The 15,864-nt window shown below is 62.0% G+C and carries 16 protein-coding genes and 1 tRNA gene; 12 read left to right on the top strand and 5 right to left on the bottom strand.

Features of this window, described 5'->3' with window-relative positions; genetic code table 11:
• Nucleotides 1–53: 53 nt before the first annotated feature.
• Entirely contained in the window at nucleotides 54–476 is a 423-nt protein-coding gene (locus R1T40_RS20510) for a tellurite resistance TerB family protein (RefSeq protein ID WP_106163758.1), read from the bottom strand.
• Between the two features lie 211 nt (nucleotides 477–687).
• Here R1T40_RS20510 and R1T40_RS20515 point away from each other — a divergent pair, with 211 nt between their 5' ends.
• The 3 genes from R1T40_RS20515 to R1T40_RS20525 all read left to right on the top strand — a co-directional run bounded on the left by R1T40_RS20515 (nucleotide 688) and on the right by R1T40_RS20525 (nucleotide 5,389).
• Nucleotides 688–2,331 carry a lysine--tRNA ligase gene (locus tag R1T40_RS20515; RefSeq protein WP_317385474.1) on the top strand — a complete coding sequence of 548 codons (1,644 nt, stop codon included), beginning with the start codon at nucleotides 688–690 and terminating at the stop codon, nucleotides 2,329–2,331.
• A gap of 238 nt (nucleotides 2,332–2,569) precedes the next feature.
• The gene (locus R1T40_RS20520; protein ID WP_394805005.1) at nucleotides 2,570–2,983 is read left to right on the top strand and encodes a DUF4864 domain-containing protein; all 414 of its coding nucleotides are present in this window, start codon (nucleotides 2,570–2,572) and stop codon (nucleotides 2,981–2,983) included.
• Between the two features lie 120 nt (nucleotides 2,984–3,103).
• The gene (locus tag R1T40_RS20525; RefSeq protein ID WP_317385475.1) at nucleotides 3,104–5,389 is read left to right on the top strand and encodes a glycosyl hydrolase family 28-related protein; all 2,286 of its coding nucleotides are present in this window, start codon (nucleotides 3,104–3,106) and stop codon (nucleotides 5,387–5,389) included.
• Here the strand turns inward: R1T40_RS20525 and R1T40_RS20530 are convergent.
• Together R1T40_RS20530 and R1T40_RS20535 are read right to left on the bottom strand one after the other, a co-directional pair.
• Nucleotides 5,386–5,901, bottom strand: coding sequence for a HugZ family pyridoxamine 5'-phosphate oxidase (locus tag R1T40_RS20530; RefSeq protein ID WP_317385476.1), 516 nt, complete (start codon nucleotides 5,899–5,901; stop codon nucleotides 5,386–5,388). The genes R1T40_RS20525 and R1T40_RS20530 overlap by 4 nt on opposite strands.
• Nucleotides 5,902–5,961: 60 nt before the next feature.
• Nucleotides 5,962–6,582 (bottom strand): hypothetical protein, encoded by a 621-nt coding sequence (locus R1T40_RS20535; RefSeq protein WP_317385477.1) that lies wholly within the window; start codon nucleotides 6,580–6,582, stop codon nucleotides 5,962–5,964.
• Between the two features lie 150 nt (nucleotides 6,583–6,732).
• On the opposite strand from R1T40_RS20535, the gene R1T40_RS20540 reads away from it, so the two are divergent.
• Nucleotides 6,733–7,053, top strand: coding sequence for an antibiotic biosynthesis monooxygenase family protein (locus tag R1T40_RS20540; RefSeq protein WP_106163753.1), 321 nt, complete (start codon nucleotides 6,733–6,735; stop codon nucleotides 7,051–7,053).
• A 186-nt stretch (nucleotides 7,054–7,239) separates the two neighbouring features.
• Here the strand turns inward: R1T40_RS20540 and R1T40_RS20545 are convergent, their stop codons facing one another.
• Nucleotides 7,240–7,629, bottom strand: coding sequence for a hypothetical protein (locus tag R1T40_RS20545; RefSeq protein ID WP_106163752.1), 390 nt, complete (start codon nucleotides 7,627–7,629; stop codon nucleotides 7,240–7,242).
• A 395-nt stretch (nucleotides 7,630–8,024) separates the two neighbouring features.
• A tRNA-Ser gene (locus tag R1T40_RS20550) sits at nucleotides 8,025–8,114 on the bottom strand.
• 312 nt (nucleotides 8,115–8,426) lie between these two features.
• Here R1T40_RS20550 and R1T40_RS20555 point away from each other — a divergent pair.
• The 8 genes from R1T40_RS20555 (at nucleotide 8,427) to R1T40_RS20590 (ending at nucleotide 15,680) form a co-directional block, all read left to right on the top strand.
• On the top strand, nucleotides 8,427–9,335 hold the full coding sequence (locus R1T40_RS20555) for an SPOR domain-containing protein (protein WP_317385478.1): 909 nt from the start codon (nucleotides 8,427–8,429) through the stop codon (nucleotides 9,333–9,335).
• A gap of 58 nt (nucleotides 9,336–9,393) precedes the next feature.
• Nucleotides 9,394–10,575 carry a D-alanyl-D-alanine carboxypeptidase family protein gene (locus tag R1T40_RS20560; protein WP_317385479.1) on the top strand — a complete coding sequence of 394 codons (1,182 nt, stop codon included), beginning with the start codon at nucleotides 9,394–9,396 and terminating at the stop codon, nucleotides 10,573–10,575.
• Nucleotides 10,572–11,216, top strand: a complete 645-nt coding sequence (tmk, locus tag R1T40_RS20565; protein WP_317385480.1) for a dTMP kinase — start codon at nucleotides 10,572–10,574, stop codon at nucleotides 11,214–11,216. Before R1T40_RS20560 ends, tmk begins: the two co-directional genes overlap by 4 nt.
• Nucleotides 11,213–12,334 carry a DNA polymerase III subunit delta' gene (locus R1T40_RS20570; protein ID WP_317385481.1) on the top strand — a complete coding sequence of 374 codons (1,122 nt, stop codon included), beginning with the start codon at nucleotides 11,213–11,215 and terminating at the stop codon, nucleotides 12,332–12,334. The genes tmk and R1T40_RS20570 overlap by 4 nt, the downstream gene beginning before the upstream one ends.
• Nucleotides 12,335–12,401: 67 nt before the next feature.
• Complete coding sequence (locus R1T40_RS20575) at nucleotides 12,402–13,205, top strand: TatD family hydrolase (protein WP_317385482.1); 804 nt, start codon at nucleotides 12,402–12,404, stop codon at nucleotides 13,203–13,205.
• Nucleotides 13,205–14,002, top strand: coding sequence for an MBL fold metallo-hydrolase (locus R1T40_RS20580; RefSeq protein ID WP_317385483.1), 798 nt, complete (start codon nucleotides 13,205–13,207; stop codon nucleotides 14,000–14,002). The genes R1T40_RS20575 and R1T40_RS20580 overlap by 1 nt, the downstream gene beginning before the upstream one ends.
• Nucleotides 14,003–14,037: 35 nt before the next feature.
• Nucleotides 14,038–14,970 carry an AEC family transporter gene (locus R1T40_RS20585; RefSeq protein WP_106163746.1) on the top strand — a complete coding sequence of 311 codons (933 nt, stop codon included), beginning with the start codon at nucleotides 14,038–14,040 and terminating at the stop codon, nucleotides 14,968–14,970.
• Between the two features lie 164 nt (nucleotides 14,971–15,134).
• The gene (locus R1T40_RS20590) at nucleotides 15,135–15,680 is read left to right on the top strand and encodes a peroxiredoxin (RefSeq protein WP_106163745.1); all 546 of its coding nucleotides are present in this window, start codon (nucleotides 15,135–15,137) and stop codon (nucleotides 15,678–15,680) included.
• Nucleotides 15,681–15,864 lie beyond the last annotated feature (184 nt).

Raw genomic sequence — 15,864 nt, forward strand, 5'->3', positions numbered from 1 at the left:
CCGGCGTGCGGCCGTCCTTCGTAACCAGACAGGTTCGAGGTGACCGGATGCGCTTATACCATGTGGCGCGCGCGCGAGCCGCGTTCGATGGCCGCTGCATGCAGGCGGTCAATGTTCAGCTCGTAGCGGATCTCTTCCAGCAGGCGCAGCTCGTTTTCATTGAGCTTGCCATCCGCCGCTGCCACATCGCAGGCCAGCGCATAGCAGGTCTCGAACAGGCGCTCCGGCAGGATGTCCCGGACAAGACCAAACAACGCATCCAGCCCGTCCTCCTGTTCGAACAGGTCGAAGACGGTGCGCGACACTGACGGAATGCGGTCCGCATCATAATCTGCAAACACCGGCAGCATATTGACCGCGTTCTGGATCTTGACCAGTTCTGCCGTGCGAATGTCCTCGTCCGAAGCCGATACTGCCACCATGACCGCCACAAGGCAGTCCTGCGGTGTAAGCAGCTGGATGGTTTCTTCTGTCATTTCTACGGCGTCCTTTATGCCTTGGGTTCATTCAGAAGAATATGACCGGCGGCCCAGCTGTTCAACGGCGAAGCCTGGTGAAAAGTGGTTTTCCGCCACCCCGGCGGGCGTGGGCCTTGTTGACTCATGCTGCACAGGCACAATAGAGGGGAGCGTCGGTGCGCGTGGTGCCGCCGATCATCCCTGAAAAAGACGCTGACTGGAGTACATCATGTCTGTTCTGCGCGAAGAAGCTCTGAAGAGCAAAGCCTGGCCGTTTGAAGAAGCACGCCGTGTTCTCAAACGTTACGCCAAGGGCGCGCCGGAGAAGGGATATGTGCTGTTCGAGACCGGCTACGGCCCCTCCGGTCTGCCCCACATCGGCACCTTTGGCGAGGTGGCCCGCACCACCATGATCAAGACCGCCTTCGAGGTGATCTCGGATATTCCGACCAAGCTGATCTGCTTTTCGGATGATCTGGACGGTATGCGCAAGATCCCCGGCAATGTGCCCAATTCCGAGAGCCTGCAGGACCATCTGCAGAAGCCGCTGACATCGGTGCCGGACCCGTTTGGCACGCATGACAGCTTTGGCCATCATAACAACGCCATGCTGCGCCGCTTCCTCGATACGTTTGGTTTCGAGTATGAGTTCTATTCCGCCACCGAATTTTACGGCTCCGGCCGGTTCGATGAGGTGCTGAAGCGCGCGGTCGACAAATACGACGACATCATGGAGATCATGCTGAAGTCCCTGCGCGAAGAGCGCCGCCAGACCTATTCCATCTTCCTGCCGATCCATCCGGAAACCGGGCGGGTACTTTACGTGCCGATGAAAAAGGTCTGTGCCGAGACATACACCGTGACCTTTGACGACGAAGATGGGCGCGAATGGACGCTCCCCGTCACCGGCGGCAATGTGAAACTGCAGTGGAAACCGGATTTCGGCGCCCGCTGGGCAGCGCTGGGCGTCGATTTCGAGATGTACGGCAAGGACCATTCCACCAACACGCCGATCTATGACGGGATCTGCCGCGCGCTGGGCCAGCGCGCACCGGAGCATTTCACCTACGAGCTGTTCCTCGATGAGAACGGCCAGAAGATCTCCAAGACCTCCGGCAACGGCGTGTCCATCGACGACTGGCTGACCTACGCGTCCTCTGAGAGCCTGTCGTATTTCATGTACCAAAAGCCCAAGACCGCCAAGCGGATGCATTTCGATGTGATCCCCAAGGCGGTGGACGAGTATCACCAGCAGCTGCGCGCCTACCATGGTCAGGATCTCAAGGCACAGCTCAACAACCCGGTCTGGCACATCCACGGTGGCGACGTGCCGGAATCGGACATGGTGGTCTCCTTCTCGATGTTGTTGAACCTCGCCAGCGCCTCCAGCGCCGAGGACAAGGACACCATGTGGGGCTTCATCAACAAATACGCCCCCGACGCCACTGCCGCGACACATCCGGGCATGGATCAGGCGGCGGGCTTTGCCGTGCGCTATTTCCAGGACTTCGTGAAGCCTGCCAAAACCTACCGCCTGCCAGGCGATCAGGAGCGCGCCGCGCTTACGGATCTGGCCGATGCGCTGCGCTCGCCCGAGGCCGCACTCGCTGCCATTGCCAAGAAGAACGAGCTTGTCGGCAATGACGACCCGCTGCCCGAGGCGAACTTTGCCGATGAGGAATTCTTGCAGTCGGTGGTCTTTGCCATCGGCAAGATCCACGGGTTTGAGCCGCTGCGGGCCTGGTTCTCCGCCATTTACGAGGTGCTCTTGGGCGCCACGCAGGGGCCGCGCTTTGGTGGCTTCATCGCGCTTTACGGCGTCGAGGAGACCGTCACGCTGATCGAAAGCGCATTGGCGGGCGAGCTGGTCTGAGACCAACGCACACGCGTGACCTCATGACGGGCGTCCCAAGCGGGCGCCCGTTTTACGTTGAATGATCCCTTCTGTTGCGGGCGTCCTTGCGGGCAGGTCCAGGTCGAAAGGCCTGACGAACGTGCGACCGAGCGCGATCACAGCTGCGCCTGCGTCTGTAAAGAACCTGATTTTTTGACCGCATGCGCCAGCACGCTATCTCCCTAGCAATCAGGTGTTGGTACGGAGGAGTTTTGTGATGCGGATGATGGTGACACTTGGCCTTGTGGCCGCAATGGCGGTTGCGACGCTTGGTACGCAGGCCACGGCGCAGAAGGAGCCGATCACCGGCGTCATTGGCGCCCAGATCGAGGCCTTCCAATCCGATGACATGGGGGCAGCCTTCGGGTTTGCCTCGCCCAATATTCGCGCATTGTTTGGTACGCCGGAACGGTTCGCGACCATGGTCGAACAGGGCTATCCGATGGTCTGGCGTCCAGCAGATGTGCGCTACCTTGAACTGCGCGAGGTGGCTGGAAACCTCTGGCAACGGGTCATGGTGACTGATGACAGTGGCGGTATTCACATGCTCGACTACCAAATGATTGAGACTGAAACGGGTTGGAAAATCAACGCTGTACAGCTTCTCAAGGCCCCGGGCGCCAACGTCTGACGCTGCTGCTGACCCTCCGGGTGTTGCGCTGGCCGCGCGCGCCCTCCTGAGCGGGATTTAAGTCCCAAATGATAGAACCTTTTCCGATCCCGGCGTGCTGGAACAGGAAAGGTCTCTCTCATGAACAAGGCAATCACCGACGGTTTGCAACTGATGCCGCCCGCATTTTCAGGCGGGCTTGACGTCTGGTCCAGCGGCAACGGCACCCCCGGCTCCGACACCTATGACGGGGCCGCGAATGCCGCATTGGTGGCGGGGGACGCGGATTTCGGCGGCTGTCTGGAGCTGCAAAAGACCGACAGCACCCAAAAGCTGCGCTACATGGGCGAAACCTCGATCCTGCCGGGCTGCTACCTGCGCCTGACCGCGCGGGTAAAGGCGATGAGCGGCGCCCTGCCCACGGTACGCATCGCGGGCTGGGCAGGGGCGGCCAACAACAGCCATGTCTCCGGCGTGATCGAGAGCGGGCCGGGCGTGAGCCTCAGTGCCTATGGCGAGGTGGTAGAGGTGCAGGCCATCGTCGGCACCGGCAGCCGCTCTGGTGTCGACATGCCCTGGGGGCTGAGTGCCGTCTATGGCCACCTCGGCCTCAATCTGACCGGCGCTAATGGCGGGGTGATCCGGGTCGACGACATCGTGATCGAGGACATCACCAGCGTTTTTCTGCGCGATATGCTGAGCCTGGTGGATGTGACCGATTTTGGTGCCGTCGGCGATGGCAGCACCAACTGCCACGCGGCTTTCGAGGCCGCCGATGACGCCGCCGATGGTCGCCGCATCCTGGTGCCAGAGGGCGAGTTCCGCATCAACAGCACCCTTTCTTTGCATCACGAGGTGATCTTTGAGGGCACGTTGTCGATGCCCGATAGCGCGATGCTCTTGCTGACCAAGAGCTACGATTACCCGACCTATGCGGCGGCATTTGAAGATGAGCAGCTGGCCTTTGAAAAGGCGTTTCAGGCGCTGCTGAACAGTGTGGACCACGAAAGCCTCGACCTTGGCGGGCGCAGCATCACGGTGAGCGCGCCGATTGATATGCAGGCGGCAGTGCCCAATCGCACCAGCTATGCCACGCGCCGCTATATCCGAAACGGCCAGTTCACGGCACAGGCGGGCGCCAATTGGGATCATGACGTGGTCACCGCGCAAGCGACCTACGACAGCGCTGACAAGAGAAAGCTGACCAATGTGGCCAATATTTCTGCCATCCCAGTCGGCGCATTGGTCGAGGGCGCAGGCGTCGGGCGCGAGGTCTATGTGAAATCCAAGAACACCGGCGCGGGCGAGCTGACCCTGAGCCAACCGCTCTATGATGCGGAAGGCACGCAGAATTTCACCTTCACCGCCTTCAAGTACATGCTCGATTTCTCCGGGTTCTCTTCATTGAAGAAATTCGGCATCTCAGGCGTGGAGTTCCAGTGCAATGGAGAGGCCAGCGCCCTGCGCCTGGCCCCCGCAGGCACGGTATTTGCGGCGCACAACTGTTTTTTCACCAAGCCAAAGGCGCGGGGCATCACCTCGATCGGCAGCGGATGTCAGGGGATGCTGGTGGACAATTGCCAATTCCTGTCCGACGAGGATGCGGCGGATGTGGCGGATCGCGAAACCATCGCGCTCAACGTCAACTCCAACGACGTGAAACTGCGCCACAACCGCGCCACGCGCTTTCGGCATTGGGCCGTGATGGCCGGCTCGAACCACACGGTGACCGGCAACCACTTCTTTCAGGGCGACAGCGTGGCAGGCGGCATCCGCACGGCGGGAATTGTTGTGACCGACACCTATGCCTCGCACACGATTTCGGAAAACTACATCGACAACTGCTTTATCGAGTGGACCAACGAATATGACGCGGATCCGGATTTCACTGGCGGGTTCTCCTTTGCGGCGATGTCGATTACTGACAATGTTTTCCTCAGCGGTGATGTGGCGAGCTGGTTCAGCTACATCGTGGTCAAACCCTTCGGCAGCGGTCATTTCCTCAACGGGGTGTCCGTCACCGGAAACAAGTTCCGCTCTATCAATGGCAATATCGACCGGGCCGAACGCGTGGACACGAGCTTTGCCAATCTGAACTTTACCCGCTCCAAGGACGTGTTCTTTGACGGCAACAGCTTTCACAACGTCTCGACGCAATCGCGCAATCCGCTGCGGGTGGAGTTTGATCAGAACACCGTGGCCAGCACCTGGACGGTACCCACCGGCGGCACGTTGCCATTTCAGGCCTACAGCCGCGCCGTGGACGCGGTGATCGTCGAAGGCGCATTGCGCAACAGCGGCGGGTCCGTGGCTTATCCGGGCCATTATGTGCGCACGCAGGAAGGCAGCAATAACAACGAGATCGACATCATCTGGGAGCAAGCGGTGCGCGGCACGGTGCGGGTGCTGATCCGGATTGATCGCTAGGCAGAGAGCCCGAGGTCCGCAGGCCGCAGGGTGTAGGCCTTGCCAAATCCGCCGTTCAGAAACGCCTCTGAGATCTGGAACCGGACAAAGTGGAAATCGCCAAAGCCGATATAGAGCTTTGCCTTGGGGTGGCTGCGCAGATACTGCGCGGCCATCTCGTCATGCGCAGTGCAGGCGTTGTGCAGTATTTCAGCAGTCCCGTTGAGACTGAGACGCGGATGTGTCAGCGGATCGCCCTTGGCGCCCGGCTCCCCCACCAAGAGCGAGATCTGCGGGCGCACGGCCATGGCTTGGGTGTGCGCGGCGAGGGTGGAGACCAGCGAAATCGGCGCACCATCGGCGTCTAGGCCAAAGGCGACGCGGCTTTGCATCGGATACCCCGCATCAGTCAACGTCGCGAGGGCGGCGAACCGGGCGTCCTGCATCAGCTGACGTGCCAAGGCGCGGGCCTCGTCATCTGTGGGGCGAATGGGTGAGGCGCTTTTCGTGGGAGTGTTGGTGTCAGATGGCATGGGTAGGCTCCGGAATGTTCGGGACAGGCCGGGCGGGCACGGAGTTGCGGCTGGCAGGGCTCAGAACCTGTGCCATAATTCCACCTTGAGGCCAAGCCGCGCCTCCCCGAATGAGCGCCATTCCAACCCGGTCAGCAACTCTCGGTCGGGGGACAGGCGCCAGCGCAGGCCGGGCAGGATTTTCCACGCGAGATCGCCGTAGTCAGGCTGGTATAGCTCGACCTGTACAATGGGGGCGGGGCCTTGTGAGCGGTGGAGGCCGAGCGTTCCGTCAAGCTTCCAGGCGTCACCGGCATCATGCCATTCTCGGCCCAGATCGACTGCAAGCCAACCGTCGCGCCCCCGCCAGGACAGCGCGCGCCCGGCCGAAAGCGTCAGCCGCTGCATCGGCGTCCAGTCTGCGTCGCGCTGCCCAAGGCCGGCGCCGAGTTCGACCGCCAATTGCCAACCCGCCTTGCGCTGTCGCAGGGGCAGGCGGGCAAAGGCCAGTGCATGGGCGCTCTGAAATCCGGAGTCGTCGCTTTGATTGATGTCGAGGCCAAACGTCAGATTTCGGCTCAGCCCGTAGCTGGCGTAAGCTCCGAGTTCGGTGCCGGTCTCTCGGGCGCGGCTCGATGCGGACAGGAACCCGGATCCCGTTTGTTCCAGCCACGCACCAGCCTGTGCCCAGCTGGTGGTCATGACGACATGTAAAAACAGGAAAATCGTGATGGGTCGGCGCACAGGCGGGAGCCCTTGAATTTACCTCGCTCCACCTATGGTAGAGCGAAATCCTGTCGACTTTCAAGCCAGTTGGCATAGTCTGAAAGGCAGGATGAGAAGGAGGACCTCATGCCGACAATTGCAAAAACCAACCATGTGCAAACGGTGATCACCACGTTTGAGGTGACGCCCGGCACCTGTCAGGATCTGGTCGATGCGCTGGAGGAAGCCTATTCGGAGTTCATCTCGCATCAGCCCGGTTTTATCGCGGCAGCGCTGCATGTGAATGATGCCCAAACTCGGGTGGCCAACTATTCCCAGTGGCGCCAACGAGAGGATTTCATGGAGATGTTGCGCAGCGAAGAGATGCGCAAGCGAAACCGGGTGCTGAACACGCTGTGTCGCAGTTTCGAGCCGGTGATGTATGACGTGATGGCGAGCTACGACTAAAGCCTGGAACGGCCACGACCACCCCGCCTGCCACGCCCGCCGGGCACTGAAACCTAGCGTGCCGAAAGCTTTGCGTCAGGGGCGGGTTCACTGACTGATACGTCGGGCGGTGGCGCAATCGTTTTGGGTGTCACGCGGGACGTGGTAAATGGATGTCTTTGAAGCGGTCGACGTCAGCGTGCGCTTTTATTCCGGGTATTGTATCCGACATTGTGCTGCGGCGTCTCTGGCGCGTTTGCTGGCTGCGGGCAGGGCATCCTTGAGCCCGCGCAGCTTTTTACGTTCTTCGCCGATGTTGATGGAAACCGGGGTTTCCACGGTCCGATAGTATGTCTCGGGGCAGGGGTAATAGCCCACGACCTTGCCGTCGCTCACCCGCCTGCAGGTGTGAAAAATGGTTTCTGGAATGGTCTGTCGGTGAATGGCGTAGCCACGAGAGATATTTGCTTCGGTTTCGCTGATCTCATTCACTATCCGAGTTTGCTCCGACGCGCCTTGTCGGATGCAGCGTTCCTGGGGCGTGGCGCAGGCGGCCAGCAGGGCGAGAGCAGATAGGGCAAGAGGGGCGCGGAGCATGGGGCATCCTATGATTGCGAAGATTTGAAATCCATAAGTCAATAACACTCGATTTCGTCATGTTATTCGATATCGGTCAAGACGTGGAGGTCAAGCGGTGCGGCTGCCGTCGAGATACGCGCCTTTGAGGGCCGAGGCCGCATGAGGCATTCAGTTGCTGTGTGATGCTGCTGTCGTTGCACTGATCGTCAGTGTCAGTCCGCATCGGTCGTCAAAGTCTCTCGATTGTTCAACCAGCGCCCAAAGACACACAGCGAAAGCGCCTCACACGAAGACGCTTTGATCTTCAGACACAAAGACCTGGAGCAATCGTGAAGGTGGAGGTGAAACTTGGCCGATGTGTGAGTTCACCATTCGCCGAAGTGAGCGTGAAGCACCATAACCCATTGATTCAATGGCGGGGAGACAGGGATTCGAACCCTGGGAACGCTCTCACGTTCAACGGTTTTCAAGACCGCCGCATTCGACCACTCTGCCACCTCCCCGGTCACGCAGATCGAACTGTTCTGCGGTTTAGGACGCGAGCGGCGCAGTGGCAAGGAGAAATCTGCGCAAGATTGCTGCGGATCACGAACACGCAATCTGTCGCCCATTGTCGCCGATGGGCCAAACGTCAGGGTTTCCATACCAAATCACAGTGTTTATGCTTCGCTCAAAGACGCATGAGACCGGAAAACCGGCAATCGACCGCTCCGCGCGCTTTGACACGGGGCTGCGGCGGATGTGTTGAGGCGAAGACAGGCAGCGAAGACAGACAGTGACGGACCATGAGCAGCATGAGCAGGCAGGATACGCGCATGAGCGATAAGATTTCGGACCGGGCAGGTCGCCGCAGGGCCAGGGCGACAGGTGTGGCCCTTGCTCTGACAAGTGCGCTGGCGCTGGCGGCGTGTGAAGAGGGGGCAAACCTGTCCTTCCTACAGCCCAAGGGCGCGGGTGAGCAGGGTCTGCCGAGTAACTCCACCAAGCTGGTAGAGCGCGACGTCGAGGCGCCGGATGTCTTTCAGGTGACAGAAGCCGGTCTTTGGGATGGCCGCCCCTCCATCGGGGGTGTCTGGGTTGCACATCCGGATGTGACGGAGCCGGAACGAGTCATCATCCGCAACAATGCCAACGGCAAGTTTGTGATTGGGGCCTTGTTCCGCCGCGAGCGGGCGATCCCCGGCCCGCGTCTGCAGGTGTCTTCGGATGCGGCGGCGGCGTTGTCGATGCTGGCCGGCGCTCCGGTTGAGTTGAATGTAACTGCCCTGCGGCGTGAGGCCGTGGACGACACGCCGCCGGATGCGGAGGTGCCGCAGATCGAAGGGCTGGAGGAGGGGGACGCACCGGTCGCCGCCAGCGCAGAGGTTGAAACGCAGGCGCTTGATCCGATCACCAGCGGTGCATCGGCTGCGATCGAGGCCACCGCGCCAGCTGCAACACCTGCGCCCACGCCAGCGCCGACAGAGCCGGTTGCCTCGCAGCGTTCTGCTTTGACGAAACCCTACATCCAGATTGGCATATTCAGCGTTGAGGCCAACGCCAAACGCACGGCGGACCAGATGCGCAACGCCGGCATCATTCCCACCGTCTACGAGCAGGCCGCGAACGGCAAATCGTTCTGGCGCGTCGTCGTCGGTCCGGCCCAGTCCAAAGGCGAACGCTCGCAGCTGCTGAAGGCCGTGAAAGGTGCCGGCTTTGCAGACGCTTACGCGGTGACCAACTGATCCGGCCCGCGCCGGATCTGCGACAATTGACAAGCGCCCTCAAGGGAGGATCTCCCCCGTGACCATCCGCTTTACACCCGCCACCTGCATTGGCGCCCTGGCCGGGCTATGGGTTGCCGCCTCCGCGTCGACTGCGCTGGCGTTCGACACCAAGGCACGCGCCGCCTATGTGGTGGATCAGGGCACCAACACGGTGCTGCTGGAAAAGAACGCAAACGTGCCGATGCCGCCTGCATCGATGTCAAAGCTCATGACGCTCTACGTCGCCTTCGAGGCGGTGCGGGACGGGCGTTTGACCATGGATGAACGCCTGCCGGTCAGCGAACACGCCATGAGCTACAAGGGCTCGACCATGTTCCTGGATACCACCGACCGGGTGCGGGTCGAGGACCTGCTGCGGGGCATCATCGTGCTGTCCGGCAATGACGCCTGCGCGGTAATCGCAGAGGCCCTCAGCCCCGATGGCACCGAAGCCGGTTTTGCCCGCTACATGACCCGTCGGGCGCGAGAGTTGGGCATGACCGAAAGCACGTTTATGAACTCCAACGGCTGGCCGGATCCCGGGCACCGGATGTCGGTGCGCGACCTGGCCGTTCTGGCGGAACATCTGATCGAGGATTTTCCGGAGTTCTACCCGATGTTTGCCGAACAGGAGTTTGCATTCGATGGCCGGGCGCCGTCGAACGTGCGCAACCGAAACCCGCTGTTGCAGCTTGATATTGGTGCGGATGGGCTGAAGACCGGCCACACTCAAGAGGCTGGCTATGGTCTGGTGGGATCTGCCAAGCAGGGGGATCGCCGGGTGATCTTCGTGATCTCCGGTATGAACACGACACCCGAACGCGCCGAAGAGAGCGAGGCGATCGTCAATTGGTCGTTCCGTCAGTTCACCAAGAGAACCATCGCCCGTGAAGGCCTGGCCGTCGAACAGGCCGAGGTCTGGATGGGCGAGAGCCCGACGGTCGGGCTGGTGCCTGCCGAAGATCTGGAAATCCTTTTGCCGGCGCTTTCCGGTGATGCGATCAATGCCGAAGTTGTCTATACCGGCCCCGTCACCGCGCCGATCCAGGCCGGTCAGCAGCTTGCGGAGCTGGTTGTGCAGCCCGAAGACCTGCCCGAGATGCGCCTGCCACTGGTAGCGCAGAGCGATGTGGGCACCGGGGGCTTTCCGGTCAAGGTGATGACCGCCGCGCGCGTGCTGGTGACACGGTTTCTGAACGGCCCCGAGGACGCATTGTGAATCAAGACCAAGGCCGCGGCCTGTTTCTGACCTTCGAGGGCATCGACGGGTCGGGCAAATCCACTCAATGCCGCCTTCTGGCGGACCACCTGCGCAGCATGGGGCGCGAGGTGGTGCTGACGCGAGAGCCCGGCGGATCGCCTGGGGCAGAGGAGATCCGCCGTCTGGTGCTGGAGGGCGACCCCGACCGCTGGTCGGCAGAGACTGAGATCCTGCTGTTCACCGCCGCCCGTCGCGACCATCTGGAGCGCACCATTCGCCCGGCCTTGGCGGCTGGGAAGGTGGTGATCTGCGACCGTTTTGCCGATTCCACCCGCATGTATCAGGGCCTGTCGCGCGGCGATCTGCGCGCCACCGTCGACAGCCTGCATGCACTGATGATCGGCCGCGAGCCGGATGTGACCCTTCTGATCGATATGGACCCGGCCACCGGCCTTGCCCGCGCCAAGGGGCGGCAGGGGCGTGAGGAGCGGTTCGAGGATTTCGGCCTCGACCTGCAGGAGAAGATGCGCGCGGGGTTCCTGTCGCTGGCGGAGGAATTTGCCGACCGGTTCCGCGTCATCGACGGCGCCCGGCAGATGGAGACCGTGGCTGCAGATGTCGCGCGCACCGTTGCGGCGGCCCTGGACGCGCGGGCATGAGTGATCCCGAAGAGCTTCCCCGCGCCGATCAGGCCGAGGGCGCGCCGCATCCGCGCGAAACCGCGCAGCTGTTTGGTCATGCGCAGGCGGAAGCGGATTTTCTGCACGCGTTTTCCGCCGAACGGCTGCATCACGCCTGGCTCATCATGGGGCCACGTGGCGTCGGCAAGGCGACGCTGGCCTGGCGCATCGCGCGTTTCTTGTTGGCAACCCCTCCGATGGAGGACGATGGGCTGTTCGGCGCTCCGCCGCCTCCCACCAGCCTTGAGATCGACCCGGACCACCCTGTCAGTCACCGCATTCAGGCGCTGGCCGAGCCGGGGCTTGCCACAATTACCCGCAGCTACAACGACAAGGGCCGTCTGCGCGACCAGATCGTGGTGGATGACATCCGGGTGCTGAATCGGTTCTTTGGCCTGTCCTCTGCCGAGGGCGGACGCCGGGTGGTGATCGTGGACTGCGCCGACGAGATGAACGTTAACGCCGCCAACGCCCTGTTGAAGATGCTCGAAGAGCCGCCCGCGCGCACGACATTGCTGCTGATTTCGCATCAGCCGTCGCGCCTGCTGCCAACAATCCGCTCGCGCTGCCGGACCCTGCGTCTTGGTCCCCTGCAGCCCGACGACATGCAGGCCGCGCTGGAACAGGCCGGGGCTGAATTGCCCGATGACCCGACCTATCTTGCAGCCCTTGCCGCAGGCTCTGTCGGGGCGGCCATGCGGCTGCTGTCGCTCGAGGGAATGAAGCTCTATGCCGAATTGCTGGCGATCGCCGACAGCCTGCCGCGACTGGATCGCCAGCGTGCCATGGCACTGGCCGAAAAGGCCGCCACCCGCGGCGGCGCGGAGCGGTTCGAGCTGATGTTGACCCTGATCGACCTGTTGCTCGTGCGCCTCGCGCGCACAGGGGCCACCGGCCAGCCGCCGATGCCCGAAGCCGCCCCGAACGAGGGCGGGGTGCTGTTGCGCCTGTCGCCGGATCCGCACCGGGCGCGGGCCTGGGCCGATCTTGCTGCCACCGTGACCGAGCGCAGCCGTCACGGGCAGGCGGTGAACCTTGACCCTGCGGCGCTGGTCCTAGATACGGTGTTCAAGATGCAGGACACCGCGTCGCGTTGAACGGGCCTTCGGTCCCGGTGCGACAGGCGGAATGACCGCGACTTTCGACCGCGACAGAGGCCACACCATGACGACCCCGCAGATCACAGACAGCCATTGCCACCTTGATTTCCCCGACTTCGAAGGGGAACTGCCCGAGGTCCTGGCCCGCGCGGCAGAGGCCGGGGTGACCCGCATGGTCACCATCTGCACCAAGCTGAAGAACGAACCCGCCGTGCGCGCCCTCGCCGAGGCACATGCGCCGGTGTTCTACGCCGCCGGCACCCACCCGATGAGCGCCGCTGAAGAGCCGCTGGCCACGGTGGAGGAGCTGGTCGCCCTGGCGCAGCACCCGAAGTTTGTCGGCATTGGCGAGACCGGGCTGGACTATCACTACACCGGCGACAGCGCCGAGGTGCAGAAGGACAGCCTGAGAATCCACATCGAGGCCGCGCAGGACACCGGTCTGCCGCTGATCATCCACGCCCGTGCCGCCGATGACGACATGGCCCGCATCCTGCGCGAGACGCACGCGCAGAAGGCCTATTCCTGCGTGATGCACTGCTTCTCTTCCTCGGCCGAACTGGGCCGTGCGGCGCTGGATCTGGGGTTCTACCTGTCGATGTCCGGCATCGCGGCCTTCCCCAAGAGCCAGGAGCTACGCGACATCTTTGCCGCCGCTCCCCTTGATCGCATTCTGGTGGAAACCGACAGTCCCTATCTCGCGCCGCCGCCCTATCGCGGCAAGCGCAATGAACCCGCCTATACCGCCCATACCGCCAAGGTCGGTGCCGAGGTCTTTGGTCTGGACTATGCCGAGTTCGCCGCCCGCACGCAGGAGAATTTCGACCGGCTGTTCTGGAAGGCCGCCGCATATGAGGCCGCCGCCTGATGCCTCAATTGCGCTGCACGATCCTGGGCTGCGGCTCTTCCGGTGGTGTGCCGCGCCTCGGCGGACACTGGGGCGACTGCGACCCGCACAACCCCAAGAACACCCGTCGCCGCTGCTCCATGCTGGTGGAACAGGACGGGCCGGAGGGCACCACCACGGTGCTGATCGACACCAGCCCCGACATGCGCAGTCAGCTTTTGGATGCGGGCGTCGGGAGGCTGGATGCGGTGGTCTATACCCATGCCCATGCGGACCATGTGCATGGGCTGGATGACCTTCGGATGATCGTCTTCAACATGCGCGAGCGCATCCCGGTTTATGCCGATGCCCCCACCCGGGCCGATCTGCTGGATCGTTTCGGCTATGCCTTCATCCAGCCCGAAGGGTCGAGCTATCCCCCGATCCTGGAGATGCGCGACATCGACGGCGCGTTTGAAATCTCCGGCGCGGGTGGCACCATCCCGTTTGTGCCTTTCCGGGTGAACCACGGTGGCATGGATGCGCTTGGGTTCCGGATGGGCGATCTGGCCTATCTGCCGGATGTGGCAAAGATCCCCGAACCGGTGGTGCCGGTGCTTGAGGGGCTGGAGTGCTGGGTGCTCGACGCCTTGCGCCACGCGCCGCATCCGACGCATTTCTCCTACGGCGAGGCGCTGGCCTGGATCGACCGCATGCAGCCTGCGCGCGCGGTGCTGACCAACATGCATATCGACATGGATCACGCCACCGTCGACGCCGAGACGCCGGATCATATCACCCCCGCCTTTGACGGCATGGTGATCCACAGCGATTACTGAACCACAGATTTTCAAAAGACCGGACTGACACGCATATGATTTTCAACCTTATCAATGTCGTCCTGCCGGTCTTTGTGGTCGTCGGGATCGGGTATGGCCTGACGCTGCGCGGTATGTTCCAACAGGGTCAGATCGACGGGCTGATGAAATTCGCCCAGGGCGTCGCCATCCCGTTCCTGCTGTTTCGCGCTATGGCCGGCATCGATCTGCAATCCGGCTTTGATCCGCGTCTTCTGATCAGTTTTTACACCGGGGCAGGGGCCTGCTTCTTTGCTGGTTTCCTGGGCGCGCGGTTCTTGTTCAAACGAGAGTGGGAGGATTGCGTCGCGATCGGGTTCTGCTGCCTGTTCTCAAACTCCGTGCTGCTCGGTCTGCCGATCACGGAACGCGCTTTCGGGCCGGATGCGCTGGTGGGCAACTTTGCCATCATCGCCTTCCACTCGCCCTTTTGCTACGCGGTGGGCATCACCGCGATGGAGATCATCCGCAATCGGGGGCAGGGCGGGCTGCGTACCGTCACATCAGTGCTGAATTCGATCTTCCGCAACAATCTGATCCTTGCGATCCTGGCAGGGTTCGCGGTGAACCTGACCGGTCTGACGATCCCGGAACCGGTGGATGAGGCGCTGGCGCTCGTCGCTAAGGCTGGCCTGCCCACGGCGCTCTTTGCACTTGGGGGGATCATGGTTCAGTACCGCCCTGAAGGCGATTTGCGGACCATCGCCATGGTGTGCGGGATTTCACTGCTGCTGCATCCGGCGATTGTCTTTGGCCTCGGCTCGGCGCTGGATGTGCGACAGGATCTATTCCGGTCCGGCGTCCTAAACGCGGCGATGGCGCCGGGCATTAACGCCTATATCTTTGCCAACATGTATGGCCGTGCCAAGCGAGTCGCCGCGTCGTCGGTGCTGATTGCGACCGCGTCCTGCGTGGTGACGGTTCTGCTGTGGCTGACATTGCTGAGTTAGCACTCAGACCTACAGCCTGAAAAACGGACATATGCGAAGGCAATGCGCCCTGGCTCTGCGGCTGATTGAAACAGCCGTGTGAACTTGTGCCCGGCCCCCTTGCACCTCGGTGCAGATCCGGTAAGACACGAGCCGCACATTCAAATCAGTTTCAAGGATCTCCCATGTTTGCTGGACAAAAACTCCCCCAGGTGACCTTCCGCACCCGTGTTCGCGATGAGAGCATCGAAGGGTCGAACCCCTTCCGCTGGCAGGACATGACCACCGCCGATTATTTTGCGGGCAAGCGCGTGATCCTGTTCTCGCTGCCGGGCGCTTTCACTCCGACCTGCTCCACCTATCAGCTGCCGGGCTTTGAGGACGGGTTCGCGGACTTCCAGGCCGAGGGCATCGACGAAATCTACTGCATGTCCGTCAACGACAGCTTCGTGATGAACAAATGGGCCGAGGCTCAGGGCATCAAGAACGTCAAGGTGATCCCCGATGGCTCCGGCGAATTCACCCGCAAGGTCGGTATGCTGGTGGCCAAGGACAACCTCGGCTTTGGCATGCGCTCTTGGCGCTACGCGGCCATCGTCAATGATGGTGTGGTCGAAGCCTATTTCGAAGAGCCGGGCCGTGACGACAACCACGCAGAAGACCCTTACGGCGAGTCCTCCCCCGAGAACCTGCTGAAGGCGCTGAAGAACAAGGTCACCGAAGCGGCGTAAGGCCCGCAGTCGCGTTGACACTCTGAACGCAAAGGCCCCGCAAGATCGCTGCGGGGCCTTTTTAGTATGCACGCGTGAGAGGGGCAGTGTCTGGACAAGGCGCGTTTACCTCGACGATGACATAGCCCGCACGAGCGATGGATGCGCTGAGCCACGCACTAATGCCGGTCGCTGACTGCAAGCC

Source organism: Tritonibacter scottomollicae, assembly GCF_032924845.1.
Lineage (GTDB): Bacteria > Pseudomonadota > Alphaproteobacteria > Rhodobacterales > Rhodobacteraceae > Epibacterium > Epibacterium scottomollicae.